The organism is Delftia acidovorans SPH-1 (assembly GCF_000018665.1).
GTDB lineage: Bacteria > Pseudomonadota > Gammaproteobacteria > Burkholderiales > Burkholderiaceae_C > Comamonas > Comamonas acidovorans.
In genome coordinates this window covers 5,262,587-5,279,298 of sequence record NC_010002.1, presented here as the reverse complement: position 1 = coordinate 5,279,298, position 16,712 = coordinate 5,262,587, and the positions used below count along the sequence as shown (strand labels likewise).

The window sequence follows — 16,712 nt, the reverse complement described above, 5'->3', positions numbered from 1 at the left end:
GGCGCCAGATCGTTCAGACAGGCCCGGGCATCTGCACCATGCGGTACAGCGACTGGCTGCCGCGTGCGGCCAGCACGCCCAGCTGCGCCAGCGTGCGCGGGTCCAGCTCTAGCGTGATGGCGGCGCGCGCCAGTGCCGAGCGGATGCGGGGGCCGTCCTCGCCTTCATGGATGACGGGGGGGTAGAGGCTGGTGCCGTCGGCGCCGATCACGCTGGCCACCAGCGGCGGCTGCGGCGGCTCGCCACGGCGCAGCACCACGGCGATGTCGCCGTTGTCCAGCCGCACATAGGTGCCCGGCGGGCACAGGCCCACGGCGCGCACCAGCGCGAAGCCCACCTCGTCGGAGTAGCGCTGCTGCTGGGTGAGTGCGCGCAGCGACTCGGCGGCGCTGCGGCCTTCGCGTGACTTGCGCGGGCTGATCAGGGCCGCGTAGCGGTCCACCGTGCCCAGGATGCGCACCAGGCGCTGCACCGGGGGCAGTGTGGCCAAGGGCTGCTGGGGCACGGCTTCATGGTGGCGGGCCACCAGTTCCAGCCACTGCGCGTCGTTGACGAACAGACGCGCCAGCAGGGCCTGGCTTTGCAGCGGATGGCGCTGCACGGCCTGTTGCTGTGCGGGGGTCAGCGGCTCGCGCTGCAGCGCCAGTTCGTCCTGCAGGGCGTTCATGCCGATGTTCATGGTCAGCGCGCCGCGTACCAGGGTGCGGTGCTCGGTCTCGTTCAGGCGCAGCTCGCGCGCCAGCACATGGCACAGGCAGGCGCAGACCAGGGCATGGGAGGCGCTGTAGCCCACGGTGGACGAGCAGGCGCGCTGGAACATCAGGTACAGCGCGGCATCGCTGTCGTGGGCGATCAACTCCTGCAGCCACAGGTCGATCTGCTGCAGCTTGACCAGGAAGCCCTGCACCTGCAGCGGCGCGGACAGCAGCACGGACAGCGCGGCCTCCAGGTCGGACCACAGGCCCAGCAGGTCTTCGTAGGAATCGTCGGGGCGTCTGCTCATCGGTGGCGGGGTGCGGAAAACGGGGCGCGTGCAGGCCGCATCAGCGCCGCTCCAGCACCATCTCGCTGCCCTGGCGGGTCATCTGGACGTGGGCCAGAAAGCTGTTTCCCAGCAGCACATAGGGCATGGCAAGAGGGGCGACCACGGCGTCCACGCCAAAGACCTCGACATCGCCCACGCGCACCGAGTCCAGCCGCAGGCTCCAGCCCTGGGCGTCGCCGTTGGCGGTGCGCATCATCACGGGCTGGCCCTTGAGAAAGGGCAGGCCCATGCGTTCGGCGTCGGACCGGCCTATCGCGACCGAGCTGGCGCCCGTGTCCACCATGTACACCATGGTCTTGCCATTGATCTGGCCGCGTTCGATGAAATGGCCCCGGTTGTCGGCCTTGAGCACCACGCGCCGGCCGAGCGCGGGATCGCCCGCTGCCGCGCCCCGGCCGCCCAGGCTGATGGGCGCCTCGCCCAGGCGCAATGTCTGGCGGCGGCCCTTGATTTCCACCTCGGCCGTGTCGCCCGATACCTGCAGCACGCGCACGTCCTGCAGGCTGTCGCCGGCCGCCAGCGCGCGCGGCGTGCCGCCGTCGATGACCAGCAAGGCCTTGCTGCCCAGCACGCCGCTGAGTGCCACGGACTGCGCTGCCGCCAGCGGCGGAAGCGCAGCGGCCACGCCGGCCAGGCTCAGAAGTACGGCACGCAGGTGGCGCATGGGGCTTGTGCTGGAGGGGTGGATTGCCGGGCGATCAGTCGCGGAAGTTGTTGAAGGACAGCGGGTGGTCGGCCAGGTCCTTGCGGATCAGGGCCATGGCGGCCTGCAGGTCGTCGCGCTTGGCGCCGGTGACGCGCACGGCGTCGCCCTGGATGGCGGCCTGCACCTTGAGCTTGCTGTCCTTGATCAGCTTTTGCAGCTTCTTGCCCAGCTCGGCCTCGATGCCGTTCTTGACCTTGATGGTCTGCTTGAGCTTGTCGCCGCCGATCTTCTGGGCCTTCTGGATGTCCAGGAAGCGCACGTCCACGCTGCGCTTGGTCAGCTTGTTGCGCAGGATGTCCTCAACCTGCTGCAGCTGGAAGTCGGCATCGCCGAACAGCGTGATTTCCTTGTCCTTGAGTTCGATGGCGGCCGAGGTGCCCTTGAAGTCGAAGCGCGTGCCGATTTCCTTGGCGGTGTTCTCCACGGCGTTCTTCACTTCGACGAAGTCGGCTTCGCACACGGTGTCAAAAGAAGGCATGGCAAATATTTCCTGTAAATGTTCTGAAAAAGTATCGCAGCGCGGGACCGGGCGATGCGGGCACGGTGCCGGAGGCGTGGGGACGCGGTGCGACAATCCGGCTGATGTTAGTCGAGAAAAATGTTCCGCTGCAGCATTGCAACAGCTTCGGCATCGCCGCCCGTGCCCACACCCTGGTGCGTGTGCGCAGCGATGAGGATATTCGCCATTTCCTGGCCGATCCGCTGTGGGGCCGCCAGCCCGTGTTCGTGCTGGGCGGCGGCAGCAACGTGGTGATCACGGGCGATGTCGATCCCGTGGTCCTCAAGATGGAAATAGTGGGCATGCGCCTGCTGCGCGAGACCGAGCGCCACTGGATCGTCGAGGCCGGTGCCGGCGAGCGCTGGCACGACCTGGTGGCCTGGACCCTGTCGCAGGGCTATGGCGGCCTGGAGAACATGGCGCTGATTCCCGGCACCGTGGGCGCATCGCCGGTGCAGAACATCGGCGCCTACGGGCTGGAACTGCAGGACCGCTTCGAGTCGCTGGATGCCATCGACCTGGCCACGGGCGAGTCCTTCACGCTGGATGCCGCGCAATGCGCCTTCGGCTACCGCGACTCGGTATTCAAGCACGCCCCGGCCGAACCCACGCCCGTGGCGCGGGCGCGCATGAGCGGCGTGCCGCCGCGCGGCATGGGCCTCAAGGGCCGCGCCGTGATCACGCGCGTGCGCCTGGCCCTGCCCAAGGACTGGAAGCCCGGCCTGGGCTACCTGGACCTGCAGCGCCGCCAGGCCGAGGCCGGCGTGGCCGAGCCCACGGCCCGCCAGATCTTCGACTGGGTCTGCGAGATCCGCCGCGCCAAGCTGCCGGACCCGGATCAGATCGGCAACGCCGGCAGCTTCTTCAAGAACCCGACAGTGACGCCCGAGCAGTGCGCCGACATCATTGCGCGCGAGCCCAAGATCGTGCACTACCCCATGGACGACGGCTCCATCAAGCTGGCCGCCGGCTGGCTGATCGATGCCTGCGGCTGGAAGGGCAAATCCATGGGCCGCGCCGGGGTGTATGACAAGCAGGCCCTGGTGCTGGTCAACCGGGGCGACCGGCACAGCGTGGACCGCAGCGTCACCGGGGGCGAGGTCATGACGCTGGCCGGCGCGATACAGACCAGCGTCTACGAGCGATTCGGCATCCGGCTGGAGCCCGAGCCCGTCGTGGTCTGATCGATCGACGGCCTCAAGAAAACAGCGGCCCGCAGACCATGGAGGCCTGCGGGCCGCTTTGCTTGCTTTGTATCAGCGCTTCAGTGGGCGGAGTGGCTGCTGCGCCAGCTCATGTAGTCCTTGTCGGTCATCAGCACCCACAGCGCCAGCACCATGACCACCACGCCGGACACCACGGCATTGCGCATGGCGTCCATCTGGCCGGCAAAGCCCAGCACCCAGGGCGAGATCACCATCCACAGTCCCAGCAGGCCTTCGGTCCATTCCTCCCACGCGCGGGGCATGAAGATGGCCCCCAGCGCAGCGGCAATCAGCGCCAGGCCGATGACCACGCCATTGGCCGTGGGCGCCATCTGGTCCTGGAACCCGAGCACCCAGGGCGAGACCGCCAACCAGGCTCCCAGCAGGACATTGATCGGGTCCTGCCAATGCTTCATGTATTTCATGGCTGCACCTCCTGCCGCCACGACGAATGAGGGCGGCAACTCGTTGGATCAAGGCTGCAGCATGCAGGTTCCATGAGGATTTTTGTGAAAGTGCCTGCTTACCAGGGCATCTCGCCCTTGTTCACCTTGGCGCCAATGTCCAGCGACAGCGCCATGCCGGCCTGCGGGTAGGCCTGCTTCATGGCGCCGATCAGCTCGGCGCTGTTTGCGGCCTTGGCGGCGGCGGCCTCGAAACGCTGGAGATAGTCGCGTGTATAGGCGATGGCGCTGGCGTCCATGGCGGTGCCGGCCTGCATGTGGCCGGGCACGACGACGGCGGGCTTGAGGGCCTGCATCTCGTCCAGCTGCGCCAGCCAGGCCTTGCGCTCGGCGCTCTTTTGCGTGTCCGCCGTCCAGACATGCAGGTTGCCGAACACGCCCACGTTGCCGACGATGGCCTGCAGCGCAGGCACCCAGACATAGGGGCGGTGTGCCAGCGGGCCGGTGGTGCCGCGCAGCTCCAGCGTTTGGCCGTCCACGGTCACCGTATTGCCCTGCAGGGCCTCGGGCAGCACGGGATGGCTGGGGGCGTTGGCTCCCATCTTGGGGCCCCAGAAGGCCAGCTTGCCCTGCAGCTTGGACTCGATCTTCTCGCGCACGGCGGGCGTGGCCACGACCTTGGCCTGCGGGAACAGGTTCTTCAGCACCTCGGCGCCGAAGTAGTAGTCGGGGTCGGCATTGCTGATGAGGATGGTGGTCAGCTGCTTGCCGCTGTCCAGCACATTGGCGGCAATGCGCAGGCCGTCGGCGCGGGTGAAGCCGCTGTCCACGACCACGGCCTCCTTGGCGCCGGTGATCAGGGTGGAGGTCACGGCAAAGCTGTGTTCGTCGGCCTGGTAGACCTTCATCTGCAGCGGGGCGGGCGCCTGGGCATGGGACAGGCCGGCCGACAGGGCCAGGGTGAGCGAAAGCACGGTGGTGCGAAGCATGTCGATTTCCTTTGAAAAAAGCACAAGACAGAAAACGGGTGGCAGCGCCGTGCTGCCATGTGCCGTACTTTAGTTTTTGAAATCGAGCAGATAAACCGCAGAATATGCGCTTGTTTGTTGCAGAAATAGAGCAGATCCATGGACCGATTGCTGGCGATGCAGGTGTTTGCCACGGTGGCCGAATGCGGCAGCTTCACGGCGGCGGCCGAGCGGCTGGACCTGTCGCGTGCCATGGCCACGCGCCATGTGGAGTCGCTGGAGCAGTGGCTGGGCGCGCGCCTGCTGCACCGCACCACGCGCCGCGTCTCGCTCACCGATGCCGGTGCGCAGTGCCTGCGCTACAGCCAGCAGATGCTGGCCCTGGCCGATGAGGTGCAAGGCGAGATGCGCGCCGGCGACAGCCAGTTGCGCGGCCTGCTGCGCGTGACCTGCAGCATGTCCTTCGGCCATGCGCAGATGGCGCCGGCCATTGCGCAGTTCATGCGGCTGCACCCGCACCTCAAGATCGACCTGCTGGTGGACGACGGCGCGCTGGACCTGGTGCAGCAGCGCATCGACCTGGCCATACGCATCAGCGCCGATCCCGGCGCGGCACTCATCGGCCGGCCGCTGGCCGTGTGCGAATCGGTGCTGGTGGCCTCGCCCGCCTACCTGGACGCGGCAGGGCGGCCGCAGACACCGGCCCAGTTGCAGGCCCACCGCTGCCTGGGCCATATGCGCGTGGGCCGCAATGTCTGGCAATTGGCGCGGCGTGACGACGAAAGCGATGAGCAGCAGATCGCCGTCACCACCTGGTTCAACGCCAACGAAGCCACCGTGCTGGCCGCCGCTGCCGTCGAGGGTGCGGGCATCGCCTTCCAGCCCACCTACCTGGTCCAGCCCATGCTGCAGGCCGGCCAGCTGGAGCTGGTGCTGCCGGACTGGCGCCCGCAGCCGCTGACCGTGCATGCGCTGTACAGCTCGCGCCGCCACCTGCCGGTGGCCGTGCGCGCGCTGCTGGATTTTCTCGTGCAGCGCTTCGAGGGCGCGCGCTGGTAGCAAGGGCGTAAAAAAGCCGCCTTGCGGCGGCTTGTGGGATGCAAGTGTGCGATTTTCTGGCCCATGGCGTCGCGTGCTTGGCGGGCGCGTCCCATGCCAGGGACGCCGAGCAAGGACCGCCCCGCAGCGAGGGCGTCGTCCCCCTCCCTCGCGAAGCGAGTAGAGAGGGGGAAGCGGCGTCAGCCGCTCAGGGGGTGTAGGTCATTCCTTGCCGCCCAATTGGGGCAGGGCGGTGCTGGTGCCCAGCGACAGCAGGCCGGCCTTGGCGTAGATGGCCAGCTTGTCGCGCGTGTCCATCAGGTCCAGGTTGCGCATGGTCAGCTGGCCGATGCGGTCGGCGGGGCTGAAAGGCGCGTCCTCGACCTTTTCCATCGACAGGCGCTCGGGAGCGTAGGTCAGGTTGGGCGATTCGGTGTTCAGGATGGAGTAGTCGTTGCCGCGGCGCAGTTCCAGCGTCACGGTGCCGGTCACGGCGCGGGCCACCCAGCGCTGGGCGGTTTCGCGCAGCATGATGGCCTGCGGGTCGAACCAGCGGCCCTGGTACAGCAGGCGGCCCAGGCGCAGGCCGTTGATGCGGTACTGCTCGATGGTGTCCTCGTTGTGGATGCCGGTCACCAGGCGCTCGTAGGCGATGTGCAGCAGGGCCATGCCGGGGGCTTCGTAGATGCCGCGGCTCTTGGCTTCGATGATGCGGTTCTCGATCTGGTCGCTCATGCCCAGGCCGTGGCGGCCGCCGATGCGGTTGGCTTCCAGGAACAGCTCCACGGGGTCGGCGATTTCCTTGCCGTTGATGGCCACGGGGCGGCCTTCGTCAAAGGTCACCGACACTTCCTCGGCCTTGACCTCGACTTCGGGCTTCCAGAACGCCACGCCCATGATGGGGTTGACGATACGGATGCCGCTGTTCAGGAACTCCAGGTCCTTGGCCTCGTGCGTGGCGCCCAGCATGTTGCTGTCGGTGGAGTAGGCCTTCTCGGCGCTCATCTTGTAGCCGAAGCCTTCCTTGGTCATGAAGGCTGACATCTCGGCGCGACCGCCCAGCTCGTCGATGAAGGTCTGGTCCAGCCAGGGCTTGTAGATCTTCAGCGCGGGGTTGGTCAGCAGGCCGTAGCGGTAGAAGCGCTCGATGTCGTTGCCCTTGAAGGTCGAGCCGTCACCCCAGATGTTGACGTCGTCTTCCTTCATGGCGGCCACCAGCATGGTGCCGGTCACGGCACGGCCCAGGGGCGTGGTGTTGAAGTAGGTGATGCCGCCCGTGGAGATGTGGAAGGCGCCGGCCTGGATGGCGGCAATGCCTTCGCCGGCCAGCTGCGAGCGGCAGTCGATCAGGCGTGCCTGCTCGGCGCCGTACTCCATGGCCTTGCGGGGGATTTCGTCGTAGTCGGCCTCGTCGGGTTGGCCCAGGTTGGCCGTGTAGGCGTAGGGCAGGGCGCCCTTGTTCTTCATCCAGCGCAGGGCAGCGCTGGTGTCCAGGCCGCCCGAGAAGGCGATGCCGACCTTCTGGCCGACGGGAACGTTTTGCAGGATGGTTTCCATACGATGCTTCTCTCAAAAACGATGGCGGCTGGCGTGCGGGACGCGGCTGCCGGAAAACACGGAAGGCGCCTTGGCGCCGTCATGTCGAATGCGTCGGTCTGCTCAGGCGCTCAGGCGCTCAGGCGTAGTGGCAGATGTAGTGGTAGGCCTCGGTCACGCGGATGTCGAACTTGGAGTTCGCAGGCACCTGGAAGGACTCGCCGGCCTTGGAGGTGAGCCACTGGTCCGAGCCGTCGAGCTTGTACTCGCAGGAGCCGGCCACGCATTCCATGATCTCGGCAGCGGCCGTGCCGAAAGTCAGCTGGCTGGGCAGCACCACGCCGGCAGACTTCTTCGTGCCATCGGCCAGCGTGAAGCCGTGGCTGATGCATTTGCCGTCGAAATAGACATTGGCCTTGGTGGTCAGGGTGATGCCAGAGATGGTTTCGGTGGTCATGGAAGCTGGGCAGAGGGTGGACTAAACCGCCCATTTTAGGCCAGCACCCGGCCGCTGCCCGTACGTGCTGGCCGCCGCCATGCAAAAAGCCCCTTGTCGGGGCTTGCAGGGCGAGCGCATGGCGGCCTCAGCGGCGCCAGCCATGGCGGTAGCCGCCGCGCCAGCCGTGATAGCTGGGACGCGAGGCGTAGTACACGCCGGCAGCAAGGGCTGCACCAATCACCACGGGCGCCACATAGTCACCTGCCGAATACACCGGTTGCACCGGCTGGGCCGGGTAGTAACCACCGTCGTAGTAATTGTTTTCATAGACCACGGGCGGCGGCACGGGCGTGGTGGAGTACGCGGCCTGGGGCGGCTGGTTGGTGCTGTAGTAACCATTGCTGCCGTAGGCGCCGCTGTTGGCGGCGGGCTGCACGCTCAGTGCAATCCAGTCGCCAGGCGGCGTGGCGGTCCGCGTCGTGTAGTTGCGGCCCGCGTACTCATAGACCACGTCGTAGGCTACGGCGCGGTTCTGGTAGTAGGTCTGGGTGGTGCAGTTGCGCACCGTCTGGTATTGGGGCTGCTGTCCCGAGGCTTCAGCCTGGTTGCCCAGCATGGCGCCGCCAATCACGCCGGCTGCCGTGGCCGCAGCGCGTCCGCCGCCGTGGCCAATGGCATTGCCCACCACGCCGCCTGCCAGCGCACCCAGCACGGCGCCCGCGCCCGAGGTGCTGCGCTGGCCCGAGTAGACGTTCTCATCGCGGCAGACCTGCTGGGGCACGGCCACCTATTGCGTCACCGGGGTCACGGAAAGCACCCGGCCTTGCTCCTGGGCCAGGGCTACGGTGGCGGTGGTGGCCGCCAGCGTCAAAAGAACCAGGGATTTCATGTTTGCACTCCTGTTGCGCTGGCGGTACTTCCTGCCAGGCTCCATGCAAGTGTATTCCTCGGGCCCGAAAAGCTGTTTGCGGCTGCGTAAATCCACGTAATAAGCTGTTCCAGGCTTGACGGCAGTGTTAGCGCTTGCCCTCGTGGGCCAGCTCTGCCCAGGCGTCGGGCGCAAAACCCACGGTGATGCGTCCCTGCGGCCATTGGACGACCGGGCGCTTGATGACGCTGGGCTGCTGCTGCATGAGGGCTGCGGCACCGGCCGCGTCCTGGGCGCCTGCCTGGGTGTCGGCGTCGAGCTTGCGCCAGGTAGTGCCCTGGCGGTTGAGCAGCTTTTCCCAGCCCACGGCCTGCATCCAGGCAGGCAGTTGAGCGGCAGGGACGCCTTGTTTCTTGAAGTCGTGGAATTCGTAGGCGATGCCCTGGTCGGCAAGCCAGGCGCGGGCCTTCTTGACGGTGTCGCAGTTGGGAATGCCGTAGAGCGTCACAGTGTTTGAGGTGGTCATGATTGGTTGCAGTTGCCGCAGTCCGCGGATGGCGAGGACCCCATAAGGACACTGTCCCTGGGTAACAATAGCGCGCAGTATGCACACCTCATTTCCCACATTGGATGCATGGCTCGCATATTGCGAGCGCCTGCACCCCAAGAATATCGCGCTGGGCCTGGATCGCGTGCGCGAAGTCGCCCAGCGCCTGGACCTGCGTTTCGACTGCCCCGTGATCACGGTGGCGGGCACCAATGGCAAGGGCTCGACCTGCGCCATGCTGGAGGCCGTGGCGCTGCAGTCGGGCTTTCGCCCCGGCGTCTACACATCGCCGCATCTGGTGCATTTCGAGGAGCGCTGCCGCGTGGGCGGCGAGATCGTGAAGGCCGCCGAGCTGCTGCCGCACTTCGAGGCCGTGGAGCAGGCGCGCGTGCAGGGCACGGAAGTGGCGCTCACCTATTTCGAATTCACCACGCTGGCCATCCTGCGGCTGATGAGCCAGTCCAGGCTGGATGTGGCGATTCTCGAGGTGGGCCTGGGCGGGAGGCTGGATGCCACGAACGTGATCGACGCCGATTGCGCCGTCATCACCAGCATCGACATCGACCATGTGGAGTTCCTGGGCCCGGACCGCGAGAGCATCGGCCGCGAGAAGGCCGGCATCATGCGCGCCGGTCGGCCGGTGGTGGTCAGCGATCCCATGCCGCCGCAAAGCGTGCTGGACCATGCACAGGCCATTGGCGCCGATCTCTGGCGCCTGGGCCAGGACTTCAACTTCTCGGGCGACAAGCAGCAGTGGGGCTGGGCAGGACGCGGGCGGCGCTATGCGGGCCTGGCCTATCCGGCGCTGCGCGGCGCCAACCAGCTGGTCAATGCATCGGGTGCGCTGGCCGCGCTCGAAGCCATTCGCAGCCGCCTTCCGGTCACGGCCCAGGCCGTGCGCACGGGGCTGGCCATGGTCGAGCTGCCGGGGCGTTTCCAGATCATTCCGGGCCAGCCCACGCTGGTGCTGGACGTAGCGCACAACCCGCATTCGGTGGCGGCGCTGACGGCCAACCTCGACGCCATGGGCTACTTCCCCTGCACGCATGCGGTGTTCGGCGCCATGCACGACAAGGACCTGGCGCCCATGCTGGGCAGGATCGCACCGCTGATCGACCGCTGGTACCTGACCGACCTGCCCACGCCGCGTGCCGAAAGCGCCGAAGTGCTGCGCCAGAAGATCGAAGCCCTGCCGCCCGCGCCCGGCGTGCCCCGCGAGCTGTCGGTGGCCACCTTCGCAAACCCGCAGCTGGCGCTGGATGCAGCGGTTCTGGCCGCAGGTCCCACTGATAGAATCGTGGTCTTTGGCTCGTTCTTCACGGTGGGCGGCGTGCTGCAGGACGGCCCGCCCCGGCTGAACGCCAAGCATCTGGGCACCTGAATCCAGTGATCCGCACCGCAGGCGGCCATCGTGGCCGCTGTGGTGGCCGATATGAACGAGTCCGCACTCCATGGCATTTTTCAATTTTCGTTGGCCCGGCAAAAAAGACGACGGTGATTCGTCGTCCGCATCGAGGCGGCCCACACGGCTGGGACAGGCGGAAAGCGTCGATGTCATGCGCCGCCGGGCGCGCCACCGCCTCATCGGCGCTGCCGTGCTGGTCCTGGCGGGCGTGGTGGGTTTCCCCCTGCTGTTCGACACCCAGCCGCGTCCGATTCCCGTAGACATCCCCATCGAGATTCCTGACCGCGACAAGGTTGCGCCCCTGGTCGTGCCCGGCGCCAATGCCGTGGACGCCCATTCGCATGGCGCGGCTGCGCCGACGGGCCGCGTGTCGGCCCAGGCCTCGCTGGGTGCCGATGAGGAAGAGGTTCCCATGGGCAGGCCTTCGGCGCCGTCCGTGCCGTCCATGCCTGTGGCCCCTCCCGTTTCCCAGGTGGCTCCGGTCAAGCCTGAAGCGAAGCCCGAGGCAAAGCCGGAGCCCAAGCCCGCCGCCAAGCCTGAGACCAAACCCGAGCCCAAGCCGGAACCCAAGCCGGAACCCAAGCCCAAGCCGGAGCAGCCGAAGCCCGAACACAAGCCGGAGCCCAAGCCCGAGCCGAAACCCGAGCCCAAGCCAAAGCCCGAACCCAAGCCCGAGCCGTCCAGGAGCGACGACGCCGCGCGTGCCCGGGCCCTGCTGGAAGGACGCAGCGCGCCCGCCGCTTCAACGGCGGCCGCGGCGACGGACGAACGCTTCATCGTGCAGGTCGGTGCCTTCTCCGACGCCGGCAAGGCCCAGGAAATCCGCGCCAAGCTGGAGCTGGCGGGCCTGAAGACTTTCACGCAGGTGGTGGACACCAAGGACGGCAAGCGCACGCGGGTGCGTGTGGGCCCGTTCAACGGCCGGGCCGAAGCCGACAAGGCGGCGGCGCGCGTCAAGGGCCAGGGCCTGCCGGCGTCGGTGATCAAGCTCTGACGCGGTGACGTACATCTTGCAAAGCAGCACGGGCGCACAGAAATAGCGTATGTCCACGGTGGACTGGGTTTTGCTGGCCTGCGTGCTGGCCTCGATGCTGCTTGGCGCCTGGCGCGGGCTGGTGTACGAGGTGCTGTCTCTGCTGGGCTGGCTGGTGGCCTTTGTCGTGGCCCGCATCTGGGCGGCCGACGTGGCGCTGTGGCTGCCCATGCAGGACTGGGACATGCAGCTGCGCTACGCCGCAGGCTTTGTGCTGTTGTTCGTGCTGGCGCTGTTCGGCTGGGGCCTGGTGTCCTGGCTGTCGCGCCGGCTGATCGAGGCGGTGGGCCTGAGGCCCGTGGACCGCACGCTGGGCGCGCTGTTCGGCGTGCTGCGCGGGGCGCTGCTGGCCCTGGTGGCAACGATGGTGATCAGCTACACGCCGCTGCACCAGGGGCAGTGGTGGCAGGATTCAGCCCTGGCGCCATGGCTGATGCAGGCGCTGGCTGTGGTTTTGCCACAGCTGCCGCAGGAATGGGGACGCTATCTGCCGGCTGCATGACAAGGCGCTGCAGCGCAGGAGTCGGCTGGCAGAAACAGTTTGGATAGAGAAATCGGGCGCAGGCGTGGCCAATGGGTGGCTGCTACGGCCCAGACAGCGAAGGGCGACCTTCGCAAACGGATGGAACGCAACTATGTGTGGAATCGTTGGTGTAGTCAGCACCGCGCCCGTGAATCAACTGATCTATGACGCCCTGCTGCTGCTGCAGCACCGTGGCCAGGATGCCGCAGGCATCGTGACCCAGCAGGAGCGCAAGTTCTTCATGCACAAGGCCAAGGGCATGGTGCGCGACGTGTTCCGCACCCGCAACATGCGTGCCCTGCCGGGCACGGTGGGCCTGGGTCAGGTGCGCTACCCGACGGCCGGCAACGCGACCAGCGAGGAAGAGGCCCAGCCCTTCTACGTGAACGCGCCCTTCGGCATCGTCATGGTGCACAACGGCAACCTCACCAATGCCAAGCAGCTGCGCGAGGAGCTGTCGGACACCGACCACCGCCACACCAACACCGAGAGCGACTCCGAAGTCCTGCTCAACGTGCTGGCCCACGAGCTGGCCCGCGCCAGCAGTGGCGCGCCGCTCAAGAGCGAAGACGTGTTCCAGGCCGTCAGCGCCGTGCACAAGCGCATCAAGGGCTCGTATGCGGTGATCGCGCTGATCGCCGGCTACGGCCTGCTGGCCTTCCGCGACCCGTTCGGCATCCGCCCCCTGTGCATGGGCCGCGGTGCCGACGGCTCGGTGATGCTGGCCAGCGAGTCCGTGGCCCTGGAAGGCACGCTGCACCAGCTCGAGCGCGATGTCGCCCCGGGCGAGGCCGTTTTCGTGCACAGCGACGGCCAGGTCGAAACCCGCCAGTGCTCTGAAAAGAGCGAGCTGCACCCCTGCGTGTTCGAGTACGTTTACCTGGCCCGCCCGGACTCCGTGCTGGATGGCATCTCCGTCTACCAGGCCCGCCTGAACATGGGCGAGACGCTGGCCAAGCGCGTGGTCTCCACCGTGCCGCCCAACGAGATCGACGCCATCATCCCGATTCCCGAATCCAGCCGCCCCAGCGCCATGCAGCTGGCCCAGCTGCTGGGCATTCCGTACCGCGAAGGCTTCGTCAAGAACCGCTACGTGGGCCGGACCTTCATCATGCCGGGCCAGTCCTCGCGCAAGAAATCGGTGCGCCAGAAGCTCAACGCCATCGGCAGCGAGTTCAAGGGCCGCAAGGTGCTGCTGGTGGATGACTCCATCGTGCGCGGCACCACCTCCAAGGAAATCGTGCAGATGGCGCGTGATGCCGGTGCCGTCAAGGTCTACCTGGCCTCGGCAGCGCCTCCGGTGCGCCATCCCAACGTCTACGGCATCGACATGCCCACGCGCGCCGAACTGGTGGCGCATGGCCGCACGGTCGAGGAAATCCGCCAGGTCATCGGTGCCGACGCGCTGATCTACCAGGACGTGGCCGCCATGAAGCAGACCGTGGGCAAGATCAACCCGCAGGTGCAGGGCTTCGAGGCCTCGTGCTTCGATGGCGTCTACATCACGGGCGACATCTCCGAGGACGAAGTCACGGCACTCAATGAAGGCCGCAACCGCGGCGGCGAGGAAGAGTCCAGCGACGCCTCGCGCCTGTCCCTGCCCAACGCCCAGGAAGCCTGAGCCCGAGCCCGAGCCTGAGTCAGAGCGATCGGGCTTCAGTGACAATACGGGGGCGGGCCTGAGGCCCGCCCTTTTTTGACAAATGAGCTAAAAGCGCTGGTGCTGGAGGACTGCAGGCTGCAACGCCCAGCAAGTCCCCAGGTGACAAGTGTTTCTAGCTCCTTTTTTCCGGGCACCGCCGCCATCGGCGGGCCGCGCCCGACCCCAAGGACCATCAACGTGACGAACAAGACACTTCCCGAAGGCCTGCATCCCGATACGCTGGCCCTGCGCGTGGCCGTGGAACGAAGCCAGTGGGGCGAGCACAGCGAAGCCCTGTACATGACCAGCAGCTTCGTGCAGCCCGACTGCGCAACGGCAGCGCGCCGCTTCGCCAACGAAGAGCCCGGCTACACCTACAGCCGCACCTCCAACCCCACGGTGACCAGCTTCGAGCAGCGCCTGGCCGCCATGGAAGGCACGGAATGCGCCGTGGCCACGTCCACCGGCATGTCGGCCATCTTGCTGGTGGCGCTGACCACGCTCAAGGCGGGCGACCATGTGATCTGCTCGCAGTCCATGTTCGGCTCCACCATCAAGCTGCTGGGCGGCGAGATGGCGCGCTTCGGCATCGAGACCAGCTTTGTCTCGCAGACCGATGTGCAGGCCTGGAGGGCGGCCATTCGTCCCAACACGCGATTGCTGTTCGCCGAGACGCCGACCAACCCGCTGACCGACCTGTGCGACATCGCCGCGCTGGCCGAACTGGCGCACGCCCATGGCGCGCTGCTGGCGGTGGACAACAGCTTTGCCTCGCCCGCGCTGCAGCGGCCCGCCCAGTTCGGTGCCGACCTGGTCGTGCACTCCGGCACCAAGCTGCTGGACGGCCAGGGCCGCGTCATGTCGGGCGCGGTCTGCGGCACGACGGCGCTGGTGGACAAGGTCATGGGCACCTTCCTGCGCAGCGGCGGCCTGAACCTGGCGCCGTTCAACGCCTGGGTGGTGCTCAAGGGTCTGGAGACGCTGTCCCTGCGCGTCAAGGCGCAAAGCGCCGCCGCGCTGGAGCTGGCCACCTGGCTGGAGGCCCATCCCAAGGTCGCCCGTGTCTACTACCCGGGCCTGGCCAGCCACCCGCAGCACGAGCTGGCCATGCGCCAGCAAAACGGCATGGGCGGCGGCGTGCTGTCCTTCGACGTGGTGGGCGAGGGCGCCGAGCAACTGCGCGCCAATGCCTTCCATGTGGCCGACAGCACCCTGGTGTGCTCGATCACGGCCAACCTGGGCGACGTCAAGACCACCATCACCCACCCGGCCAGCACCTCGCATGGCCGCCTGAGCGAAGAGCAGCGCCGCGTCGCCGGCATCGGCCAGGGCCTGCTGCGCATCTCCGTCGGACTGGAATACCTGGGCGACATCAAGAACGATCTGTCCCGCGGACTGGATACCCTGCAATGACACAAAAAGTACGAACCCGTTTTGCCCCGTCTCCCACGGGCTTCATCCACCTGGGCAACATCCGCTCGGCCCTGTATCCCTGGGCCTTCGCACGCGCCACGGGTGGTGATTTCATCCTGCGCATCGAAGACACCGACGTGGAGCGTTCCACCCAGGCCTCGGTGGACGTGATCATCGAAGGCATGGCCTGGCTGCAGCTGGACCATGACGAAGGTCCGTTCTATCAAATGCAGCGCATGGACCGCTACAAGGAGGTGCTGGCAGGCCTGCAGGCCTCGGGCCATGTCTACCCCTGCTACATGAGCGTGGAAGAACTCGACGCCCTGCGCGAGCGCCAGATGGCCAACAAGGAAAAGCCGCGCTACGACGGCACCTGGCGCCCTGAAGAAGGCAAGGTGCTGCCGCCCGTGCCTGAAGGCGTGCGTCCCGTGCTGCGCTTCAAGACGCCGCAGGGCGGCGTCGTGGCCTGGGAAGACAAGTGCAAGGGCCGCATCGAGTTCCAGAACAGCGAGCTGGATGACCTGGTGATCGCGCGTCCCGATGGCACGCCCACCTACAACTTCTGCGTCTGCGTGGACGATATGGACATGGCCATCACCCATGTCATCCGTGGCGACGACCACGTCAACAACACGCCGCGCCAGATCCACATCTTCGAGGCGCTGGGCGCCAGCGTGCCCGTGTTCGCCCACCTGCCCACAGTGCTCAACGAGCAGGGCGAGAAGATGAGCAAGCGCAACGGCGCCAAGGCCGTCACCCAGTACCGCGACGAAGGCTACCTGCCCGACGCCATGGTCAACTACCTGGCCCGCCTGGGCTGGAGCCATGGCGACGACGAAATCTTCAGCCGCGCCCAGTTCCTGGAGTGGTTCAACCTCGACCACCTGGGCCGCAGCGCAGGCCAGTTCGACGAGGCCAAGCTGCGCTGGGTCAACGCCCAGCACCTGAAGGCCCTGGACGATGCGGCCCTGGCAGAGCTGGTGCGCCCCTTCGTGCTCAAGACGGGTCTGGACCAGGCCCTGCTCGATGCCGACGACCGCCTGCCGCGCATCTGCGCCCTGTTCAAGGACCGCTGCGAAACCCTGGTCGATCTGGCCGGCTGGGTGCGTCTGTTCTATGTGGACGCCTTCGACCGCAACGCCGAAGACCTGGCCAAGCATGTGACCGATGTTGTGGCGCCCGCCCTGGACGCCTTCGCCGAAGGCATCGCCTCGGTGGAGTGGAGCAAGGAAGCCATTGCCGCCCTGATCAAGGAAGTGCTCAAGGCCCAGGGCCTGAAGATGCCGCAACTGGCCATGCCGGTGCGCGTGCTGACGCTGGGCACGGCGCACACGCCTTCGGTGGACGCGGTGCTGGAGCTGCTGGGTCGTGAAAAAATTCTGGCCCGTTTGAAAAACCGCTAAAAACCTGTCTATAATTCGAGTCTCTGATGCAAACGCAG

16 protein-coding genes and 1 pseudogene are annotated in these 16,712 nt (G+C 66.9%); 8 read left to right on the top strand and 9 right to left on the bottom strand.

The features are described 5' to 3' along the window. Positions 1-13: 13 nt before the first annotated feature. From DACI_RS24155 to DACI_RS24145, 3 genes are read right to left on the bottom strand one after another with little or no spacing between them, the layout of a single operon-like run. Positions 14-1,003 carry an HD-GYP domain-containing protein gene (locus DACI_RS24155; RefSeq protein ID WP_012206582.1) on the bottom strand — a complete coding sequence of 330 codons (990 nt, stop codon included), beginning with the start codon at positions 1,001-1,003 and terminating at the stop codon, positions 14-16. Positions 1,004-1,043: 40 nt separating this feature from the next. Next, a complete protein-coding gene (locus DACI_RS24150; protein WP_012206581.1) occupies positions 1,044-1,709 on the bottom strand; it encodes a retropepsin-like aspartic protease family protein in 666 nt (221 codons plus the stop codon). A 34-nt stretch (positions 1,710-1,743) separates the two neighbouring features. Next, a complete protein-coding gene (locus DACI_RS24145; protein WP_012206580.1) occupies positions 1,744-2,229 on the bottom strand; it encodes a YajQ family cyclic di-GMP-binding protein in 486 nt (161 codons plus the stop codon). A gap of 104 nt (positions 2,230-2,333) precedes the next feature. Here DACI_RS24145 and murB point away from each other — a divergent pair, with 104 nt between their 5' ends. Continuing rightward, on the top strand, positions 2,334-3,434 hold the full coding sequence (gene murB, locus DACI_RS24140) for a UDP-N-acetylmuramate dehydrogenase (protein WP_012206579.1): 1,101 nt from the start codon (positions 2,334-2,336) through the stop codon (positions 3,432-3,434). An 80-nt stretch (positions 3,435-3,514) separates the two neighbouring features. Here murB and DACI_RS24135 read toward each other — a convergent pair whose 3' ends face one another. Next, entirely contained in the window at positions 3,515-3,880 is a 366-nt protein-coding gene (locus DACI_RS24135) for an SPW repeat protein (RefSeq protein WP_012206578.1), read from the bottom strand. Between the two features lie 98 nt (positions 3,881-3,978). Then, positions 3,979-4,848, bottom strand: a complete 870-nt coding sequence (locus DACI_RS24130; RefSeq protein ID WP_012206577.1) for an MBL fold metallo-hydrolase — start codon at positions 4,846-4,848, stop codon at positions 3,979-3,981. A 138-nt stretch (positions 4,849-4,986) separates the two neighbouring features. Between DACI_RS24130 and DACI_RS24125 the strand changes: the two genes are divergently transcribed. Beyond that, on the top strand, positions 4,987-5,886 hold the full coding sequence (locus DACI_RS24125) for a LysR family transcriptional regulator (protein WP_012206576.1): 900 nt from the start codon (positions 4,987-4,989) through the stop codon (positions 5,884-5,886). Positions 5,887-6,087: 201 nt separating this feature from the next. Here DACI_RS24125 and argG read toward each other — a convergent pair whose 3' ends face one another. The 4 genes and pseudogenes from argG to DACI_RS24105 form a co-directional block, all read right to left on the bottom strand. After that, the gene (gene argG / locus DACI_RS24120; protein ID WP_012206575.1) at positions 6,088-7,422 is read right to left on the bottom strand and encodes an argininosuccinate synthase; all 1,335 of its coding nucleotides are present in this window, start codon (positions 7,420-7,422) and stop codon (positions 6,088-6,090) included. A gap of 118 nt (positions 7,423-7,540) precedes the next feature. Beyond that, complete coding sequence (ppnP, locus tag DACI_RS24115; RefSeq protein WP_012206574.1) at positions 7,541-7,858, bottom strand: pyrimidine/purine nucleoside phosphorylase; 318 nt, start codon at positions 7,856-7,858, stop codon at positions 7,541-7,543. A 127-nt stretch (positions 7,859-7,985) separates the two neighbouring features. Next, positions 7,986-8,729 (bottom strand): annotated as a pseudogene (locus DACI_RS24110) (glycine zipper 2TM domain-containing protein). Positions 8,730-8,856: 127 nt separating this feature from the next. After that, on the bottom strand, positions 8,857-9,234 hold the full coding sequence (locus DACI_RS24105; RefSeq protein WP_013801585.1) for an ArsC family reductase: 378 nt from the start codon (positions 9,232-9,234) through the stop codon (positions 8,857-8,859). Between the two features lie 79 nt (positions 9,235-9,313). Here DACI_RS24105 and folC point away from each other — a divergent pair, with 79 nt between their 5' ends. From folC to gltX, 6 genes are all read left to right on the top strand, one after another. Continuing rightward, positions 9,314-10,636, top strand: coding sequence for a bifunctional tetrahydrofolate synthase/dihydrofolate synthase (folC, locus tag DACI_RS24100; protein WP_012206571.1), 1,323 nt, complete (start codon positions 9,314-9,316; stop codon positions 10,634-10,636). Positions 10,637-10,706: 70 nt separating this feature from the next. Next, a complete protein-coding gene (locus tag DACI_RS24095) occupies positions 10,707-11,654 on the top strand; it encodes an SPOR domain-containing protein (RefSeq protein WP_012206570.1) in 948 nt (315 codons plus the stop codon). Positions 11,655-11,703: 49 nt separating this feature from the next. Beyond that, on the top strand, positions 11,704-12,195 hold the full coding sequence (locus DACI_RS24090) for a CvpA family protein (protein WP_012206569.1): 492 nt from the start codon (positions 11,704-11,706) through the stop codon (positions 12,193-12,195). Positions 12,196-12,328: 133 nt separating this feature from the next. Next, positions 12,329-13,837 carry an amidophosphoribosyltransferase gene (gene purF / locus DACI_RS24085; RefSeq protein WP_012206568.1) on the top strand — a complete coding sequence of 503 codons (1,509 nt, stop codon included), beginning with the start codon at positions 12,329-12,331 and terminating at the stop codon, positions 13,835-13,837. Positions 13,838-14,056: 219 nt separating this feature from the next. Next, positions 14,057-15,271, top strand: coding sequence for an O-succinylhomoserine sulfhydrylase (locus DACI_RS24080; RefSeq protein WP_043782438.1), 1,215 nt, complete (start codon positions 14,057-14,059; stop codon positions 15,269-15,271). Continuing rightward, a complete protein-coding gene (gltX, locus tag DACI_RS24075) occupies positions 15,268-16,674 on the top strand; it encodes a glutamate--tRNA ligase (protein WP_012206566.1) in 1,407 nt (468 codons plus the stop codon). Before DACI_RS24080 ends, gltX begins: the two co-directional genes overlap by 4 nt. The last annotated feature ends 38 nt before the right edge of the window (positions 16,675-16,712 follow it).

Bases quoted from the DNA above. Each gene is read 5' to 3' on its own strand.
- DACI_RS24130 (WP_012206577.1), bottom strand. From the start codon at position 4,848: ATGCTTCGCACCACCGTGCTTTCGCTCACCCTGGCCCTGTCGGCCGGC.
- murB (WP_012206579.1), top strand. From the start codon at position 2,334: ATGTTAGTCGAGAAAAATGTTCCGCTGCAGCATTGCAACAGCTTCGGC.
- argG (WP_012206575.1), bottom strand. From the start codon at position 7,422: ATGGAAACCATCCTGCAAAACGTTCCCGTCGGCCAGAAGGTCGGCATC.
- gltX (WP_012206566.1), top strand. From the start codon at position 15,268: ATGACACAAAAAGTACGAACCCGTTTTGCCCCGTCTCCCACGGGCTTC.
- DACI_RS24095 (WP_012206570.1), top strand. From the start codon at position 10,707: ATGGCATTTTTCAATTTTCGTTGGCCCGGCAAAAAAGACGACGGTGAT.
- DACI_RS24105 (WP_013801585.1), bottom strand. From the start codon at position 9,234: ATGACCACCTCAAACACTGTGACGCTCTACGGCATTCCCAACTGCGAC.
- folC (WP_012206571.1), top strand. From the start codon at position 9,314: ATGCACACCTCATTTCCCACATTGGATGCATGGCTCGCATATTGCGAG.
- purF (WP_012206568.1), top strand. From the start codon at position 12,329: ATGTGTGGAATCGTTGGTGTAGTCAGCACCGCGCCCGTGAATCAACTG.
- DACI_RS24135 (WP_012206578.1), bottom strand. From the start codon at position 3,880: ATGAAATACATGAAGCATTGGCAGGACCCGATCAATGTCCTGCTGGGA.
- ppnP (WP_012206574.1), bottom strand. From the start codon at position 7,858: ATGACCACCGAAACCATCTCTGGCATCACCCTGACCACCAAGGCCAAT.
- DACI_RS24090 (WP_012206569.1), top strand. From the start codon at position 11,704: ATGTCCACGGTGGACTGGGTTTTGCTGGCCTGCGTGCTGGCCTCGATG.
- DACI_RS24125 (WP_012206576.1), top strand. From the start codon at position 4,987: ATGGACCGATTGCTGGCGATGCAGGTGTTTGCCACGGTGGCCGAATGC.
- DACI_RS24150 (WP_012206581.1), bottom strand. From the start codon at position 1,709: ATGCGCCACCTGCGTGCCGTACTTCTGAGCCTGGCCGGCGTGGCCGCT.
- DACI_RS24155 (WP_012206582.1), bottom strand. From the start codon at position 1,003: ATGAGCAGACGCCCCGACGATTCCTACGAAGACCTGCTGGGCCTGTGG.
- DACI_RS24145 (WP_012206580.1), bottom strand. From the start codon at position 2,229: ATGCCTTCTTTTGACACCGTGTGCGAAGCCGACTTCGTCGAAGTGAAG.